The organism is Achromobacter sp. CF-sbj1-Ac2-l, assembly GCF_052698165.1.
Genome location: NZ_CP199855.1, coordinates 4,488,426 through 4,504,285, shown reverse-complemented (window position 1 = coordinate 4,504,285; position 15,860 = coordinate 4,488,426). Strand labels below are relative to the sequence as shown.

Below are 15,860 nucleotides of genomic sequence, written 5' to 3'. Positions count from 1 at the left end.
GGGCGGGAGCAGGGCGCGTCGATGCGCCGTCCGGCGCGCAGGCTCAGGCGCCGGGCCGCAACAGCACTTGCGCCTCCAGCCCGCCGCCCTCGCGGTTGCGCAGGCGCAGTTCGCCGTCGATCACATCGGCCAGTTGCCGCGCGATCGCCAGCCCCAGGCCGGTGCCGCCGCTGTCGCGGTTGCGCGAGCCTTCCAGCCGGTAGAACGGCTGCAGCACCGCCTGCAATTCCTGTTCGGGAATGCCGGGACCGCGGTCCAGTACGCGGATCGACACGCCGCGGCCATCGTCGGCCGCGCCGACCTCGACCTCGGCGGCGCCGCCGAATTTCAGCGCGTTGTCGATCAGGTTGCCGAGGATGCGCCGCAGCGCGCGCGGGCGTGTCTGCCAGGGGCCGGGGCAGTGTCCTTGCAGCGTCACCGGCTTGCCGATGTCGGTGTAGTCGCACACCAGGCTGTCCAGGAACGCGTCCAGGTCGATTCGCGCCGGCGGCTCGGTGGCCGCGCCGGCGCTGCGCGCGTAGGCCAGGCCGTCGCGCACCAATTGTTCGACCTCTTGCAGGTCATGCGCCAGCTTGTCGCGGTCGGCCGAATCGTCCATGAATTCCGAGCGCAGCTTCATGCGCGTGATCGGCGTCTGCAGGTCGTGCGAAATCGCGCCCAGGATCTGCATGCGCTCGGCCAGGTGCGCGGCGATGCGGTCCTGCATGGCGTTGAAGGCGGCCGAGGCCTGCGCCACTTCGGCCGGCCCGTCCTCGGCCAGGCGCGGGCTGCGGCGGTCGGGGCTCATCGCGTCGGCCGCGCCGGCCAACCGCGTCAGCGGGCGGATCGCCAGCCGCACCGCCAGCCAGGCGCACAGGATCAGCAGCGCCAGTTGCGCCAGCAGCACCACCGGCAGCCACATCGCCAGCGGCATCACGGTCATGTGGATGTCGAGCGTGACCGGCTGGCCATCGGCCAGCGTGGCGCGCGCCTGGATGTGCTTGGGATCGTCGCCGACGGTGCCGAACGCCAGCGGGTAGGCGTTGCCCAGCGCCGCCTGGATCGAGTCGCGCACCGCCTCGGCGGCGGGCGTCTGCAGCGGGCGGTCGATGTCGCCGGGGCCGAGCAGGTATTGACGGTTGTTGCCGCTCAGGCGCGGCAGCCAGGCCGCGCGTTCGTCGGCCGGCAGGCGGTTCAGGATCGCCAGCGCCACCACCACGTCGCGCTCCAGGTTGTCGAGCATGACGCTCTTGGCGGACTGATAGCGTTCGTAGAACTGCAGCCCGAACGACAGCCCGTGCGCCAGCACCAGGCCCACCAGGAAGATCAGGAACAGCCGGCTCGCCAGGGTGCGCGGCCAGCGGCGCAGCGCCGGAACCAGCGTGGCCATCTACGTCGCCTCGGACACGTCGACCTGCGCGGCGAACACATAGCCTTCGCTGCGCACGGTCTTGATGTACATCGGCTCGCGCGCGTCCTCGCGCAGCCGCTGGCGCAGCCGGCTGACCAGCAGGTCGATCGAGCGGCCGAAGAAATCGGCGTCGCGGCCCTGCGTCAGGTTGAGCAACTGGTCGCGGTTCAGCACCCGCTGCGGGTGGTCCAGGAACACCCGCAGCAGCCGGTACTCGGCGCCGCTGAGCGACACGATGGTGCCTTCGGCGTCGACCAGGTGGCGCGCGGTGGTGTCCAGCGTCCAGGCGCCGAACCGCACGGCGCGGCCCGGTTCGGTGACCTGGAAGTTGGGCGGCAGCATGCGGGTGCGGCGCAGGATCGCCTTGATCCGCGCCAGCAGTTCGCGCGCCACGAACGGCTTGACCAGGTAGTCGTCGGCGCCCATCTCCAGTCCCAGCACGCGGTCCATGTCCTCGTCGCGCGCGGTCAGCAGCAGGATCGGGGTGCGGCGGTGCTTGCCGGCGCGCAGTTCGCGGCACAGCACCAGGCCGTCGTCGCCGGGCATCATGATGTCCAGCACGATCAGGTCGACGGTCAGCGTTTCGAGCAGCGTGCGCATCTGCCGGCCGTCGGCGGCCAGGGTGACGTTCAGGCCGTTCTTCTTGAGGAAGTTGCCGGCCAGTTCGCGGATCTCGCGGTCGTCGTCGACGATCAGGATGTGGTCTGGATTGTCCATGGCGCATTCTACTCAGCGGGCGGCGTGCGGCGGCGCGCCTGGCTGTTGACGATCAACTGGCAGGGGCCGGGCTGGACGGCTTCGGCGCCCAGCCCGCCGGCCAGCAGCGCCAGCACGGCCAGCAGGCGCCGCCAGGAAAGGCGGGGGCGGGGAAGGGGAACGGTGTTCATGCGCGGGCTCCGGCAACGGGTGTCCGGCAGGTTATAGCGCCGCCCGCGCCGCCAAGTGTGTCGTAGTGTATGCGGGGCCGGACACGATACAAAAGCCGGGTAAAAACCCGCTTTCCGGGCACAGGACGGATACCCGGCGCGCGTCCAATGCGGTCATCGAGACACAAACGGACCGCCGCGCCATGACCACCTTCATCGACACCCCCCTTGCCCTGGCCGCCGGCATGCTGACGGTGGCCTCGCCCTGCGTGCTGCCGCTGCTGCCCATCCTGCTGGGCAGCGCGGTCGAGCGCGGCGGCCGGCTGCGTCCCCTGTTCATTGTGCTGGGCTTCGTGGCGGCGTTTTCCGGGCTGGGCATCGCGCTCAGCCTGTTGTCGGGCGCGGTCGAGTCGGCCCACGAGGCGGTGCGTTCGGTGTCGGTGGCGGCGCTGGCGCTGTTCGGCCTGGCGCGCATCTGGCCGCGGCCCTACGACTGGCTCGCGGCGCGCTTGAGCGGTCCGCTGCAAGGGGTGATCGGCCTGGGCGACAAAGGCGGTTCGGGCAATGCCGGCGGCTTCCTGCTGGGCATGTCGCTGGGCGCCGTCTGGACCCCCTGCGCCGGCCCGGTGCTGGCCTCGATCCTGATCCTGGCCGCGCGCGCCGACAACCTGGCCCATTCCAGCCTGCTGCTGCTCGTCTACGGGCTGGGCGCGGGCATCCCGATGCTGGCCATCGCCTACGGCGGCGGCTTCGCCGCGCGCCGGGTCGGCGCCATCGCCCGCCACGCCGTGCGCCTGCAGCGCGCCTTCGGCGTGCTGCTGGTGGCTTCGGCCGTCGCCATCCATTTCCAATACGACGTGCTGGCCTATGCCTGGATCAGCCGCCTGTTTTCCTGAGCCGTTTATCCGCAACCTGAAGGAGCGCACCATGCCATCCATCCGCCTGCCGGCCCGCCGGGCCCTCATCTCCGCCAAACTGGCCCTGGCCGGTCTGCTGCTCGGCGCCGCCGCGCACGCCGCCGCGCCCGCGCCGGCCCCCGCGCCGGAATTCACCGGCATCCAGACCTGGCTCAACAGCGAGCCGCTGACCCTGGCCGGCCTGCGCGGCAAGGTCGTGCTGGTGGATTTCTGGACCTACACCTGCATCAATTGCATCAACACCCTGCCGTACGTGAAGCAGTGGAACCAGAAGTACAAGGACCAGGGCCTGGTCGTGGTCGGCGTGCACACGCCGGAATTCCCGTTCGAGCGCACCACCCGTAACGTGGCGGACGCCATCAAGCGCTTCGGCATCGAATATCCGGTGGCGCAGGACAACCAGTACAAGACCTGGGACGCCTACCGCAACCAGTACTGGCCCGCGTTCTACCTGATCGACAAGGGCGGCAACATCGTCTACCGCCACTTCGGCGAGGGGCGCTATGCCGAAACCGAGGCCGAGATCCAGCGGCTGCTGGCGCAGCCCCAGTCTTGAGCCCTGCGCACGGCGCCGCCATCGCGACGGACCGCCGCTGGGCACGCCAGTGGGCGTGCGACGGCACGCGGGAGCGGCGCGTGACGCGGCCGCGGGCTGTCAGCCGCCGGCCAGCGCCAGCATCAGCAGCGCGCCCAGCAGCGCCGGCGGCATCACCCACGCGCCCAGCTTGAGAAAGCGCAGCGCGCCGACGTGCTGGCCCTCGCGCCGCACGGCGATCAGCCACAGCAGCGTCGCCAGCGAGCCGGTGATCGACAGGTTGGGGCCCAGGTCCACGCCGATCAGCAGCGCGCCGGCGGTCTGTGCCGGCAGGTCGGCGATCTGGCCGACCGAGCCGGCGATCAGGCCGGCCGGCAGGTTGTTGATGACATTGCTGGCCAATGCCGCCACGATGCCCGCGCCCCACAGCGCGCCGCCGGCCGAGTCGCCTGCCAGCCGCAGCAGTGCCCGCGCCAGCGCGTCAATGGCGCCACTGAGCGCCAGGCCCTCGACCAGCACGAACAGGCCGGCCACCATCGGCAGCACGCCCCAGGCCACGTGGCGCAGCACCGGCAGCGGGCTGAGCCGCTGCTTCAGGTGGATCAGGCCGGCGGTGGCCAGCCCGGCGATGAAGGTCGGCAGGCCCAGGTCGGCGTGCAGCGCCGAGGCCAGCATCAGCACCGCCGCCGTCAGCAGGATGCCGATGCCGGTCAGGCGCGCGTCCGCGGCCAGCGGTTGCGGCACGATGTCGGTGCGCAGCGGCTGGCGCAGCGCCTCGCGCTGGCTGAAGCGCAGGGCCAGATAGGTCAGGCCGATGGCCGCCAGCGACGGCAGCGTGAAGCGTTGCAGCCAGTCCAGCAGCGGCGGCATCTGGCTGCCGTACACCACCAGGTTGGCGGGGTTGGAGATCGGCAGCACGAAGCTGGCGGCGTTGGCGATGAATGCGCAGATGAACAAATAGGGCAGCGGCCGCGCGCCGGCGGCCCGCGCCGCGGCGTACACCGCCGGTGTCAGCACCACGGCGGTGGCGTCGTTCGACAGGAAGACGGTGACCAGGATACCCACCAGGAACACCAGGTCGAACAGCCGCCGCGCCGACCCGCGCGCATGGCGCGCCGCCACCATCGCCAGCCAGTCGAACAGCCCCTGCTGGCGCGCCAGCTCAGCCAGCACCATCATGCCGATCAGGAACAGGTACACGTCCAGCCCCTTGCCGACCGCGCCCAGCGCCGCCTGCCACGGGATCAGCCCGGTCGCCGTCAGCAGCAGCGCGGCGCCGCCGGCCCAGACGTATTCGGGCAGCTTCCAGGGGCGCAGCAGGATGCCGACGATCGCCAGGGCGGAAATGCCCCAGAGGGCGAGGGAGGGTGCGGGAAAGGACATGGGCGGCGACGGCGAGAATCCAGGGCGGGAAGCATTATCGCCGGTTCGGCGCGCCTACTGGATCTGCAAGGTATACATCGCCCGGCCGCGCACCAGCGTCAGCAGCAGCGGCTGCCCCGGCGCGGCGCCGGCCAGCAGGCCGCGCAGGTCGGCCAGCCGGCTGACCGGGCGCTGGTTGACGCCGATGATGACGTCGCCGCGCTGCATCCGCGCCGCCACCGCGCCGCGCTCGGGATAGGTGGCGCTGACCGCCACGCCATCGTTGCCCTTCAGGCGCTGTTCGCGGCCGATCTCGGCGAATTCCACGCCGTTCAGGCGCGCATCCAGCGAACCGCCGTGCAGCCGCTCGTTCTTCTCGGGTTCGATGCGCAGCGTCACCTCCGAGCGCTGGCCGCCGCGCGACAGCGTCAGCCGCACCTGCTTGCCCACCGGCAGCAGGCCCTCGGCGTTGCGCAGTTGCGCGCTGCTGCCGATCGGCTTGCCATCCAGCGCCACGATCAGGTCGCGCGCCTGCACCCCCGCCTGTTGCGCCGGCGAGCCGTCCGCCACGCGCGCCACCACCACCCCCGTGGCGTTGGGCGCCATGCCCAACTGGCGCGCGTTGCGCGGCGTGACGTCGATGGTGTCCAGTCCCAGGCCGCCGCGCTGCACCTGGCCGTGCTGCAGCAGTTGGCGCATGACCTCGCCCGCCAGGTTCGACGGAATCGCGAAACCGATGCCGACGTTGCCGCCCGAGGGCGTGTAGATCATGGTGTTGATGCCGACCAGCTCGCCATTCAGGTTGACCAGCGCGCCGCCCGAGTTGCCCGGATTGATGGAAGCGTCGGTCTGGATGAAGTTCTGGTAGCCGGCCGCGCGCAGGCTTGAGCGCTCCAGCGCTGACACAATGCCCGACGAGGCCGATTGCCCCAGGCCGTAGGGATCGCCGATGGCGACCACGAAATCGCCCACCCGCAGGTCGCTGGAATCGGACAGGGTCAGGGCCTGCAGCCTGTCGGGCGGAATGCGCAGCACCGCCAGGTCGGTGTCCGGATCGCTGCCGACCACCGTCGCGGTGAAGCTGCGGCCGTCCTGCAGCGACACGCGGATGGAGGTGGCGCCGCGCACCACATGGTGATTGGTCAGGATGTTGCCCTGGGCCGCGTCGACGATCACGCCCGAGCCGATGCTCTGGCGTCCGCCGGCGCGGGCCGGGCCGAAGGCGGGCGCCTGCCCGCCGTCGCCCTGGGCGGAAATGTTGACCACCGCCGGCGTCACGCGTTCGAGCATCGGCGCCAGCGAGGGCAACGGCTGGCCGTCCACGGCCATCGGCAGCGCGGCCAGCGCGCGGCAGGGCAGGGCGGACGGGATTGCCAGGGAGGCGGCCAGGGCCGCGGCGGACAGGATTCGGTTCATGGGGGGCCTTGCTGAGTCTGCACGGCAGTATCGCCGCGCCCGGCGTCGCCCATATGACCGATCAAGCCCCTTTCCGGCGGCGTGTTCCGCCGCCGCGCCCGGCGCGCCTAGAAACCGACCGCCTGACCGTCGCGGCGGGAATCGGACGCCGCCACATATCCGCCCTGCGGCAGCCGGCGGATCAGTTGCGCCGAACCGAACTCCAGGCTGTCGACCGGCGCCACCGCCACGTTGTGGCCGCGCTGGCGCAGCGTGTCGACCACGTCTGCGGGCAGGTGCGATTCGACGTTCACCACCGGACCCTTTTCCACCCGGAAGCGCGGCGCGTCGCTCATGGCCTGGGGATTCTGGCCGAAGGCCGCCAGCCGCGTCATCATCTGCAGGTGACCCTGCGCCTGCATCGAGCCGCCCATCACGCCGAACGACATCACCGGCTCGCCGCCGCGGGTGACGAAGGCCGGGATGATGGTGTGCATCGGCTTCTTGCGCGGCGCCACCTGATTGACGTGGCCGGGCGTCAGCACGAAGTTCAGGCCGCGGTTGTGCAGGCTGATGCCGGTGCCCGGCACCACCACGCCCGAACCGAAGCCGTGGTAGTTGGACTGGATGAACGACACCATGGTGCCGGCCGCGTCGGCGGCGGTCAGGTAGACCGTGCCGCCGGTCGCGGGCGTGCCGGCCACCGGCACGGCGGCGCGATCCATCGAGATCAGCCGCGCGCGCTCGGCCAGGTAGGCCGGGTCGAGCAGGGCGCGGGCGTCGGTGCGCATGTGGCGCGGGTCGGCCACGTGGTGATGCAGGTCGGCGAAGGCCAGCTTCATGGCCTCGATGCTGACGTGGTAGTAATCGGCGCTGTCGCGGCCCATCGATTCCAGGTCGAACTGTTCCAGCATGCCCAGCGCCATCAGCGCCGAGATGCCCTGGCCGCTGGGCGGGATTTCATGCAGTTGGTAGCCGCGGAACGATTGCGAGATCGGCTCGACCCACTCGGGGCGATGCTGGTCCAGGTCGGCCGCGCTCAGCGCGCCGCCGGTGCGGGCGGCGAAATCGGCGATCCTGTTGGCCAGCGCGCCGCGGTAGAAGCTGTCGCCGCCGCTCTCGGCGATCTCGCGCAGGGTGCGCGCCTGGTCCGGAAAGCGCCACCATTCACCCGCCTGCGGCGCGCGGCCTTGCGGCAGGAAGGCCTGCGCGAAGCCCGGCTCCTGCGCCAGCTTGGACGCCTGGTTGGCCCATTGGCGCGCGATCGTCGGGCTCACCGCGAAGCCATTCTCGGCGTAGGCGATGGCCGGCTCGAACAACTGCGCGAACGGCAGCTTGCCGAAGCGGTCGGACAGCGCCTTCCAGCCCGCCACCTGGCCGGGCACGGTGACCGTGCCCCAGCCGGTGCCCGGCATCGCCTCGCGGCCGGCGAAGTACGCCGGCGTCCACGCCGCCGGCGAGCAGCCGCTGGAGTTCAGGCCATGCAGTCTTCCTTCGTGCCACACCAGCGCGAACATGTCGCCGCCGATGCCGTTCATCACGGGCTCGACCACGGTCAGCGCGATGGCGGTGGCGATGGCGCTGTCCACGGCGTTGCCGCCGGCCAGCAGCATGCGCAGCCCGGCCTGCGCCGCCAGCGGCTGGCTGGTCGCGACCGCGTTGGCGGCCAGCACCGGCATTTTTCGGGAAGCGTACGGAAAAGACCAATCGAAGGAAGAAGACATGGTGGCGTGGGGACTCTGTGGAAAATTACTGCGGGGTGATGCCGGCCTGGTCGATCAACTGCTTGGTGCGGGGAATCTCGGCCTTGATGAAGGCGGCGAATTCCTCGCGGCTGCCGCCACGCGGCTCGGCGCCGGCTTCGGCCAGCTTACCGCGCAAGGCGGGATCGGCCAGCACCTTGTTGACGGCGCGGTTGAGCTTGTCCAGGATCGGCGCGGGCGTGCCTTCCGGCGCCACCAGCCCGTACCAGGGGGCGATGTCGTAGCCGGCATAGCCCTGCTCGGCGATGGTGGGGATGTCCGGCGCCAGCGACGAGCGCTGCGAATTGGACATGCCCAGCGCCAGCAGCGCGCCGCTCTTGACCTGCGGCAGGCCGGTCATGATGGTGTCGAAGTACATCGACACCTGGCCGCTCAGCAGCGCCGGAATCGCTTCGCCGGCGCCCTTGTAGGGCACGTGCAGGATGTCGATGCCGGCCACCGACTTGAGCATTTCGCCCGCCATGTGCGAGGTGGTGCCGGTGCCGAACGAGGCGTAGGTCAGCTTGCCGGGATTGGCGCGGGCGTACGCGATCATCTCGGGCAGGGTCTTGAACGGCTGCTGCGGATTGGCCAGCAGGATGTTGGGCGTATACGCCACCATCGACACCAGCTCGAACTTGTCCGGATCGTAGGCCAGGCGCTTTTGCAGGAATCGGTTGGTGACGACGGCGGCCGGGCCGCCCATCAGCAGTGTGTAGCCATCGGGCGCCGAGCGCGCCACCGAGGCGCTGCCGATCGCGGCGGCGGCGCCCGGGCGGGCCTCCACCACGAAGGGCTGGCCCAGTTCGGTCGACAGCGCCGCGCCAAGCTGGCGCGAAATCAGGTCGGTGGCCGAACCAGCCTGGAACGGCACCACGATGCGCACCGGATGCTGCGGCCAATCGGTGGCCTGGGCGCCGGCTTGCGCGGCGAAGGCCACGGCGGCGGCGCCCGCCAGGGCGCGGATGAGACGGAAAGGCATGGATTCCCCTTGAATGCGTTGTATCGATGGAGCGCCAGGCGGGTCTATCGCCCGTTGCGGTCCCGGCGGACGCGCAAGGTCGGCGCGCCAGTCACGGATTTGACGCGAGCGCCGGCGATCCGAACATAGGTATTTGCATCCATGGATCACTGGATCCAATTTGTGTTATTTTTGCGTTTATCTATCATGGCGGCTTTGAAAACCCCGGGGACGAGAATGCTGCAGTTTCAGAAGACAGCCGTCAGCGCCGAAGAAGAGGCCTACCAGCACCTGCAGCGCGAAATCCGGCTGGGCAACTACCCGCCCGGCCACCGCCTGGTGCCCGAGGTCATCGCCAGCGAGATCGGCACCAGCCGCATGCCGGTGCGCGGCGCGCTGCGCCGGCTCGCCTCCGAGGGCCTGGTCGAGATCCGCGCCAATCGCGGCGCCGTGGTGCGCGGCCTGAACCAGCAGGAAATGCGCGAAGTCTTCGAAATGCGCTCGGTGCTCGAAGGGCTGGCCGTGCGCAACGCCGTGCGTCACATGAGCGCCGAACACATCCGCCGCCTGGCCAACATGCTGGACCAGCTCGAACAGGGCTCCGGCGATTACCTGGACTGGACCAGCGCCCATCGCGACTTCCACGAATACCTTTGCAGTTTCTGCCAGCAGCCGCGCCTGTTGCGGCAGATCTCCGAACTGCACTCGGTGGTCGAGCCCTACATGCGCCTGTGGGCCGCCCAGCCGGGACGCGTGCTGCGGGTGCGCGAATCGCACCAGGAACTGATCGACGCGCTGCTCACCGGCGACGCCGACCGCTGCGAGGCGGCGATGCGCCAGCACGTGCTGAACACGGTGCCGGCGTTGCAGGCCTTCCTCGAACGGGCAAACTGAGGTCCGGCGGTCAGGCCTCGCGCGGCAGCGGCTTCGGTTTGCGCTTGAACTTGATCTCGCTGGCCAGGACCCCGGCCACGATCAGCGCCGCGCCCACCAGCGCCACGCCCGGCAGGCGTTCCCCGGCCAGCCGGCCGACGATGCCGCCCCACACCGGCTCGCCGGCATAGATCACCGTGGCGCGGGTTGGCGACACCGACTTCTGCGCCCAGTTCATGGTCAACTGGATCACCGCGCTGGCCAGGCCCAGCCCGATCGCTCCGCCGGCCCATCGCCACGAGAACGCCGGCACGGGCTCGCCCAGCAGCGGCATCAGCGCGAACGACACCAGCCCCGCCGTCAGCAACTGCACCGCCGTGACACGGCGGCTGTCCACCGAGCTGGCGAAATGGCCGATCAGGATGATCTCGGCGGCAATCGCCGCCGCGCCCGCCAGCGTCGCGACCTCGCCCGGACTGAAATGCAGCGCGCCCGCCTCGGGCCCCGCCAGCAGCACCAGCCCGGTGAACGCCAGCGCCACGCCGACCCAGCTCATCAGGCCCGGCGGGCGCTTGAGCACCGCCCATTGCAGCAACGGCACGATCGGCACGTACAGCGCGGTGATGAAGGCCGACTGGCTGCTGGTGATGGTGCGCAGGCCGTAGGTCTGCAGGTAATACCCCAGGAACAGGGCGCAGCCGATCGCCACCCCCGCCCCGGTCTCGCGCCGCGTCAGCCCCGCCATGTGCCGGCGGAACAGCAGCATCGACCCCACCCCCGCCAGGGTGAACCGCACGCCCACGAAGAACAGCGGTCCGCTATGCTGCATGGCGATATGGATAATGAGGAAAGTGCTTCCCCACAGCATGGTGACCAGCACCAGGGCGATTTCCTGGCGCGACAGGGCAAACATCGATTCGGATTTCACGGCGGACTTCAGGTGTCACTAATTTGAGCAATATACTGCACATTACCAATTCCGACAGTGATGTCCTCACGCACGTGGGGGCCAATCTGAAACGCCTGCGCAAGCTGGCCGGCCTGAGCCAGTCGGCGCTGGCCGACGCCTCCGGCATCAGCCGCCGCATGATCGCCGGCCTGGAAGCGGGCAACGCCAACATCAGCCTGTCCAGTCTGGACAAGCTGGCGCAGGCGCTGGATGTGGGGTTTGTCGACCTGGTCAGCGATCCGGCGCGCGAACGGCGCCGCATCGAGGCCCGCGCCTGGCGCGGCAAGCGCCCCGGCAGCCAGGCCGTGCTGCTGGGCGCGGCGCCCGCCAGTTGCGAGGCGCAGCTCTGGATCTGGTCGCTGGGACCGGGCGAAACCTACGTGGCCGAGCCCGACCCGCAAGGCTGGCACGAAATGATCTACGTCATCGAGGGCACGCTGCTGCTGGAGCTGTCGGGCGTGACGCAGCCGGTGCGGGCCAACGACTTCGCCATCTACAGCAGCGCGCAGCCGTATTCCTATCGCAACGACGCCGACGCGCCGCTGCGCTTCGTGCGCAACGTGTTGCGCTAGGTCCGCATTGGCGGGGCGCCCGCCGCCCCGGGACGTCGGTTTGCCGCCACGGCCCGGATTTTCTTGCGCCACGGCGTCGCGGCGGTCGGCTAGAATCGAGAATAATATTCATTCCTAGGCCGCTCGGTTGCATGGGCGTCAAGTGCGTTCCATGTCCGATCAGGCTCCCGCTCCCACCCTCGAAGCGCTGTACAGCGACCACCATCCCTGGCTGGTGGGCATGTTGCGCCGCAAGCTCGGCGACGGCGACAGCGCCGCCGATCTGGCCCAGGACACCTTCCTGCGCGTGCTCGCCAACCGCAACGTCGAGGCGATCCTGCGGCCGCGCGAGTATCTCGCCACCATCGCCCGCGGCCTGGTCACCGATGCCTACCGCCGCCAGGCCATCGAGCGCGCCTACCTCGAAACCCTGGCGGCTCGGCCCGAGCCGGTCGCCATCTCGCCCGAGACCCGCGCCATCCTGCTCGAAACCGTGCTGGCCATCGACCGCATGCTGGATCAATTGGGCCCGCGCACCCGCGAGATCTTCCTGCTGGCGCAGTTCGAGGAATTGACCTACGCCCAGGTGGGCGCGCGGCTGGGCGTGTCCGTCACCACCGTCAAGAAGCACATGGTGCGCGCGCTGACGCAGTGCCTGTTGCTGGCCGCCGACTGATGCGGCCCGCGCCGGAACTGCTGGAGGCCGCCGCGCACTGGTACGTCGCCCTGCGCGACGCCGATGCCGACGATCCCGCCCGGACCGCCTGGCGCCGCTGGCTGGAGGCCGACGCGCGCCACCGCCAGGCCTGGGAGCGCATGCTGGCGCTGCAGCAACGGCTGGGCAGCGTGCCCGGCGACCTGCTGTTGCCGACCCTGCGCGGCGCGCGCCGGCAGCAGCGCCGCCGCCTGCTGGCGCTGGCGCTGCTGGCCGGCGGCGGCGCCACCTTCGGCTGGGTCGCCGCGCCGCCCTGGCGCGTCCTGACCGCCGGATTGCGCACCGCCACCGGCGAGCGCCGCACCGTCACGCTGCCCGACGGCGGCACCCTGTATCTCAACACCGCCTCCGCCGTCGATATCGACTATGGGCCTGAACGCCGCCTGCTGCGCCTGCATCAGGGCGAAGTGCTGGTGCAGACCGCGCCCGACCCCGCCGGCCAGCGGCCGTTCGAGGTCTGGACCGAGGACGGCGGCGCGCGCGCGCTCGGCACCCGCTACAGCGTGCGGCGCGAGGCCGGCGGCACGCGCGTCGCGGTGTTCCAGGACGCGGTGCTGCTGCAACCCGCCGATCCGGCGGCGCCATCGCGGCGCCTGGAGGCCGGCCACCAGAGCCTGCTGACCACCCGCGCCGCCGCCGCGCCCGAACCGGTGGCGGCGGGCCAGGCGGACTGGGTCGAGGGCCGGCTGGTCGCCATCGACCAGCCGCTGGGCGACTTCATCGCCGAACTGGCGCGCTATCGCCAGGGCAGCCTGAGCTGCGATCCCGCGGTGGCGCACCTGCGCCTGTCGGGCGCCTTCCGCCTGGCCGACACCGACGCGGTGCTGGAGAACATCGCCGCATCGCTGCCGGTGGCCTTGCGCAGCCGCACCCGCTATTGGGTGCGGGTCGTCCCGCGTTGAATTTTTTTCGTCGCGGGGGTTGCTCTTTTTGATTCTCATCCGGCCTATCAGGGAAGGCCGCCGGGTCAGGACCTGGCGGCGTCCCGTGTCCCGTCCGTGAGAGCCACCGTGTCCCGCAAGCCGCCAGCCGCCGTCCCCCGTTTCGCTTCCCCTCATCGTCGACCGACGGTCGCGCGCCCGCTCGTCCGGGCCAGGCCGCGCCTGCTGCCGGCGCTGGTCGCCGCCGCCGTCTGCGCCGCCATCTCCGCTGGACCGCTGACCCCCGTGGCGCAGGCCCAGGCCGTGTCCGCGACGCGCAGCTACGACATCGCCGCCGGGCCGCTGGACGTGGTGCTGAGCCGCTACGCCGCGGCCGCCGATATCACCCTGTCGTTCAACGCCGACCAGACCCGCGGACGCCAGTCCGCCGGCATCCGCGGCGCCTATGGCGTCGAGGCCGGCCTGGCCCACCTGCTGGCCGGCAGCGGGCTGGAGGCGCGCCATCGCGGCGGCGGCAACTACGTGCTGCGCGCGCTGCCCGCCGCCGGCGTCGCCACCCTGGATGCCGTGACCGTCACCGGCGAGACCGCCTTCGGTCCGGTGCCGGGCTATGCCGCCAGCCGCACCGCCACCGCCACCAAGACCGACACCCCGATCCTGGAGGTGCCGCAATCGGTCTCGGTGATCGGCCGCGAGGAAATGGAGGCGCGCGGCGCCCTCGACGTGATGGACGCCATCCAGTACACCCCGGGCGTGTCCGTCAACACCTACGGTCCCGACAACCGCGGCTGGGAATACATCAGCCTGCGCGGCTTCATGACCTACAACGTCACCATGCGCGACGGCCTGGCGCAGAGTCCGGCCGGCGTCACCTACTACTCCACCGAGCCCTACGGCCTGGAGCGCATCGAGGTGCTGCGCGGCCCGTCGTCGATGACCTTCGGCCAGAGCGATGCCGGCGGCCTGCTCAACCGCGTCAGCAAGTTGCCCAGCGGCGACCGCATCCGGGAAGTCGAGGTGCAGTACGGCAGCTTCGAGCGCAAGCAGTTGGCGTTCGACCTGGGCGATGCGTTCGGCCCCGGCGATGCCCTCAGCTACCGCCTGGTGGGCGTGGGGCTGGACAGCGATGACCAGGACAAATATCCCAACGGCGACAAGATCAACCGCAAGCGCCTGTACCTGGCGCCGTCGCTGCGCTGGCAGCCCAGCGCCGCTACCTCGCTGACGCTGCTGGGCGAATACATCAAGGACAAGTCCGGCGAGGATCCGTACTACTTCGCCAAGGACTACAAGCTCACCGACGTCAAGATGGGCGATCCGGGCTTCAGCCGCATCAGTCGCGAGCAGGCCTCGGTCGGCTATCAGTTCGAGCATCGCTTCAACGACGCCTGGACCTTCCGCCAGAATTTCCGCTACAGCCATCTGTCGCTGGATCGGCGCGTGGTCTGGACCGACGAGGTCAATGAAGACGTCACTGCCATCACCCGCGTGGCCCGCACTTGGGACGATCCGCTGAGCCAGTCCGTGCTGGATACACAGATGCTGGGCAAGCTGCGGCTGGCCGGCGCCGAGCACACGGTGCTGTTCGGCCTCGACTGGAACGACCAGCGCGCCAAGGCCAACCGCTATATCGGCCCCGCGCCCGGCCTGGATCTGCTCAATCCGGTCTATGGCGTGCCGATCCCCACGCCCACCCAGCCGCTCGCCAACTACCGCCAGACCATCCGCCAGGCCGGCCTCTACCTGCAGGACCAGATCAAGCTCGACGATCATTGGATCGTGACCCTGGGAGGACGCCAGGACCGCGTCACCGCCACCACCGACGACCGTCTCAACGGCACCTACACACGGGTCCGCGACAACGCCTTCAGCGGCCGCGCCGGGCTGACCTACGTGGCCGCCAATGGCGTGGCCCCGTATGTCAGCTACTCGGAATCGTTCCTGCCCAGCAGCGGCGTGGATGGCGACGGCAATCCCTTCAAGCCCAGCCGCGGCAAGCAGGTGGAAGTCGGCGTCAAGTACCAGCCGGCTGGATCGCGCAGCCTTTACACCGTGGCCGTGTTCGATCTGAACAAGACCAACATCGTCAGCTACAACCCCATCACCAACGAACAGCGCCAGATCGGCAAGCAGCGCGCCCGCGGCATCGAGTTCGAGGCCAAGGGCGAGCTGGCGCGCGGCCTGAACCTGGCGGCTTCCTACACCTGGCTCGACATCACCGTGCGCAACAGCGGCGACGCGCTGGAAGTGGGCAAGATCCCGATTGGCGTCCCCAAGCAGACCGCGGCGCTGTGGCTGGACTACACGCTGGCCGAGGGCCTGGGCGTGGGCGGCGGCCTGCGCTATATCGGCCGGCGCCAGGATGACGAGCACAACACCACCAGCCGGCCCGGCGTGACGCTCGCCGACGCCGTCGTCCACTACGAAAAAGGCCCGTGGCGGCTGGCGCTCAACGCCACCAACCTGTTCAACCGCGACTACTACTCGATCTGCTACGTGGGCGAGTGCTATCGCGGCGCGGAGCGCACCGTGGTGCTCACGGCGCGCTATCGCTGGTAGGGATGCGCGCTGCCGGGCACCCGGCCGGCACCGCCGCCGCGTCGCGCCGCGTCCGTCGCGGCGCTCCCGCCGCGGCTCCCGTTATGCGGCTCCCGTTATGCGGTGCCCGTTGCGCGGCGCCCGTTGCGCGGCGCCCGTTACGCGGCGCCCGCTACGCGGAGCCC

The 15,860-nt window shown here is 70.4% G+C and carries 15 protein-coding genes; 7 read left to right on the top strand and 8 right to left on the bottom strand.

What is annotated here, in order from left to right; translation table 11 throughout:
* Nucleotides 1-43: 43 nt before the first annotated feature.
* From ACUDCK_RS20520 to ACUDCK_RS20510, 3 genes are read right to left on the bottom strand one after another with little or no spacing between them, the layout of a single operon-like run.
* Nucleotides 44-1,369, bottom strand: a complete 1,326-nt coding sequence (locus ACUDCK_RS20520; RefSeq protein ID WP_144654614.1) for an ATP-binding protein — start codon at nucleotides 1,367-1,369, stop codon at nucleotides 44-46.
* A complete protein-coding gene (locus tag ACUDCK_RS20515; RefSeq protein ID WP_054417700.1) occupies nucleotides 1,370-2,107 on the bottom strand; it encodes a response regulator in 738 nt (245 codons plus the stop codon).
* An 8-nt stretch (nucleotides 2,108-2,115) separates the two neighbouring features.
* On the bottom strand, nucleotides 2,116-2,277 hold the full coding sequence (locus tag ACUDCK_RS20510; protein WP_155755589.1) for a hypothetical protein: 162 nt from the start codon (nucleotides 2,275-2,277) through the stop codon (nucleotides 2,116-2,118).
* A gap of 182 nt (nucleotides 2,278-2,459) precedes the next feature.
* Here ACUDCK_RS20510 and ACUDCK_RS20505 point away from each other — a divergent pair, with 182 nt between their 5' ends.
* Both ACUDCK_RS20505 and ACUDCK_RS20500 read left to right on the top strand, forming a co-directional pair.
* A complete protein-coding gene (locus ACUDCK_RS20505) occupies nucleotides 2,460-3,152 on the top strand; it encodes a cytochrome c biogenesis CcdA family protein (RefSeq protein WP_054417701.1) in 693 nt (230 codons plus the stop codon).
* A 31-nt stretch (nucleotides 3,153-3,183) separates the two neighbouring features.
* The gene (locus ACUDCK_RS20500) at nucleotides 3,184-3,729 is read left to right on the top strand and encodes a thioredoxin family protein (protein ID WP_144654616.1); all 546 of its coding nucleotides are present in this window, start codon (nucleotides 3,184-3,186) and stop codon (nucleotides 3,727-3,729) included.
* 99 nt (nucleotides 3,730-3,828) lie between these two features.
* Here ACUDCK_RS20500 and ACUDCK_RS20495 read toward each other — a convergent pair whose 3' ends face one another.
* From ACUDCK_RS20495 to ACUDCK_RS20480, 4 genes are all read right to left on the bottom strand, one after another.
* On the bottom strand, nucleotides 3,829-5,091 hold the full coding sequence (locus ACUDCK_RS20495) for an arsenic transporter (protein ID WP_175166575.1): 1,263 nt from the start codon (nucleotides 5,089-5,091) through the stop codon (nucleotides 3,829-3,831).
* Between the two features lie 54 nt (nucleotides 5,092-5,145).
* A complete protein-coding gene (locus ACUDCK_RS20490) occupies nucleotides 5,146-6,486 on the bottom strand; it encodes a trypsin-like peptidase domain-containing protein (protein ID WP_064527300.1) in 1,341 nt (446 codons plus the stop codon).
* 107 nt (nucleotides 6,487-6,593) lie between these two features.
* On the bottom strand, nucleotides 6,594-8,189 hold the full coding sequence (gene ggt / locus ACUDCK_RS20485) for a gamma-glutamyltransferase (protein WP_054503179.1): 1,596 nt from the start codon (nucleotides 8,187-8,189) through the stop codon (nucleotides 6,594-6,596).
* Nucleotides 8,190-8,214: 25 nt separating this feature from the next.
* The gene (locus tag ACUDCK_RS20480; protein ID WP_054503178.1) at nucleotides 8,215-9,189 is read right to left on the bottom strand and encodes a Bug family tripartite tricarboxylate transporter substrate binding protein; all 975 of its coding nucleotides are present in this window, start codon (nucleotides 9,187-9,189) and stop codon (nucleotides 8,215-8,217) included.
* A 216-nt stretch (nucleotides 9,190-9,405) separates the two neighbouring features.
* Between ACUDCK_RS20480 and ACUDCK_RS20475 the strand changes: the two genes are divergently transcribed.
* The gene (locus ACUDCK_RS20475) at nucleotides 9,406-10,062 is read left to right on the top strand and encodes a GntR family transcriptional regulator (RefSeq protein ID WP_049072824.1); all 657 of its coding nucleotides are present in this window, start codon (nucleotides 9,406-9,408) and stop codon (nucleotides 10,060-10,062) included.
* 10 nt (nucleotides 10,063-10,072) lie between these two features.
* Here the strand turns inward: ACUDCK_RS20475 and ACUDCK_RS20470 are convergent, their stop codons facing one another.
* Nucleotides 10,073-10,954: a DMT family transporter gene (locus ACUDCK_RS20470; protein WP_054503311.1), complete on the bottom strand. Its 882-nt coding sequence runs from the start codon at nucleotides 10,952-10,954 to the stop codon at nucleotides 10,073-10,075.
* A gap of 38 nt (nucleotides 10,955-10,992) precedes the next feature.
* On the opposite strand from ACUDCK_RS20470, the gene ACUDCK_RS20465 reads away from it, so the two are divergent.
* From ACUDCK_RS20465 to ACUDCK_RS20450, 4 genes are all read left to right on the top strand, one after another.
* Nucleotides 10,993-11,562 carry a helix-turn-helix domain-containing protein gene (locus ACUDCK_RS20465; protein ID WP_054503177.1) on the top strand — a complete coding sequence of 190 codons (570 nt, stop codon included), beginning with the start codon at nucleotides 10,993-10,995 and terminating at the stop codon, nucleotides 11,560-11,562.
* A 151-nt stretch (nucleotides 11,563-11,713) separates the two neighbouring features.
* Nucleotides 11,714-12,217: a sigma-70 family RNA polymerase sigma factor gene (locus tag ACUDCK_RS20460; protein WP_116791969.1), complete on the top strand. Its 504-nt coding sequence runs from the start codon at nucleotides 11,714-11,716 to the stop codon at nucleotides 12,215-12,217.
* A complete protein-coding gene (locus ACUDCK_RS20455; protein WP_175166576.1) occupies nucleotides 12,217-13,158 on the top strand; it encodes a FecR domain-containing protein in 942 nt (313 codons plus the stop codon). Before ACUDCK_RS20460 ends, ACUDCK_RS20455 begins: the two co-directional genes overlap by 1 nt.
* A 108-nt stretch (nucleotides 13,159-13,266) precedes the next feature.
* Complete coding sequence (locus ACUDCK_RS20450) at nucleotides 13,267-15,696, top strand: TonB-dependent siderophore receptor (RefSeq protein ID WP_244976801.1); 2,430 nt, start codon at nucleotides 13,267-13,269, stop codon at nucleotides 15,694-15,696.
* Nucleotides 15,697-15,860: the final 164 nt, after the last annotated feature.

What these genes read in the sequence shown, in the direction of transcription:
- ACUDCK_RS20520 (WP_144654614.1), bottom strand. Translation starts at nt 1,369, where the DNA reads ATGGCCACGCTGGTTCCGGCGCTGCGCCGCTGGCCGCGCACCCTGGCG.
- ACUDCK_RS20515 (WP_054417700.1), bottom strand. Translation starts at nt 2,107, where the DNA reads ATGGACAATCCAGACCACATCCTGATCGTCGACGACGACCGCGAGATC.
- ACUDCK_RS20510 (WP_155755589.1), bottom strand. Translation starts at nt 2,277, where the DNA reads ATGAACACCGTTCCCCTTCCCCGCCCCCGCCTTTCCTGGCGGCGCCTG.
- ACUDCK_RS20505 (WP_054417701.1), top strand. Translation starts at nt 2,460, where the DNA reads ATGACCACCTTCATCGACACCCCCCTTGCCCTGGCCGCCGGCATGCTG.
- ACUDCK_RS20500 (WP_144654616.1), top strand. Translation starts at nt 3,184, where the DNA reads ATGCCATCCATCCGCCTGCCGGCCCGCCGGGCCCTCATCTCCGCCAAA.
- ACUDCK_RS20495 (WP_175166575.1), bottom strand. Translation starts at nt 5,091, where the DNA reads ATGTCCTTTCCCGCACCCTCCCTCGCCCTCTGGGGCATTTCCGCCCTG.
- ACUDCK_RS20490 (WP_064527300.1), bottom strand. Translation starts at nt 6,486, where the DNA reads ATGAACCGAATCCTGTCCGCCGCGGCCCTGGCCGCCTCCCTGGCAATC.
- ggt (WP_054503179.1), bottom strand. Translation starts at nt 8,189, where the DNA reads ATGTCTTCTTCCTTCGATTGGTCTTTTCCGTACGCTTCCCGAAAAATG.
- ACUDCK_RS20480 (WP_054503178.1), bottom strand. Translation starts at nt 9,189, where the DNA reads ATGCCTTTCCGTCTCATCCGCGCCCTGGCGGGCGCCGCCGCCGTGGCC.
- ACUDCK_RS20475 (WP_049072824.1), top strand. Translation starts at nt 9,406, where the DNA reads ATGCTGCAGTTTCAGAAGACAGCCGTCAGCGCCGAAGAAGAGGCCTAC.
- ACUDCK_RS20470 (WP_054503311.1), bottom strand. Translation starts at nt 10,954, where the DNA reads ATGTTTGCCCTGTCGCGCCAGGAAATCGCCCTGGTGCTGGTCACCATG.
- ACUDCK_RS20460 (WP_116791969.1), top strand. Translation starts at nt 11,714, where the DNA reads ATGTCCGATCAGGCTCCCGCTCCCACCCTCGAAGCGCTGTACAGCGAC.
- ACUDCK_RS20455 (WP_175166576.1), top strand. Translation starts at nt 12,217, where the DNA reads ATGCGGCCCGCGCCGGAACTGCTGGAGGCCGCCGCGCACTGGTACGTC.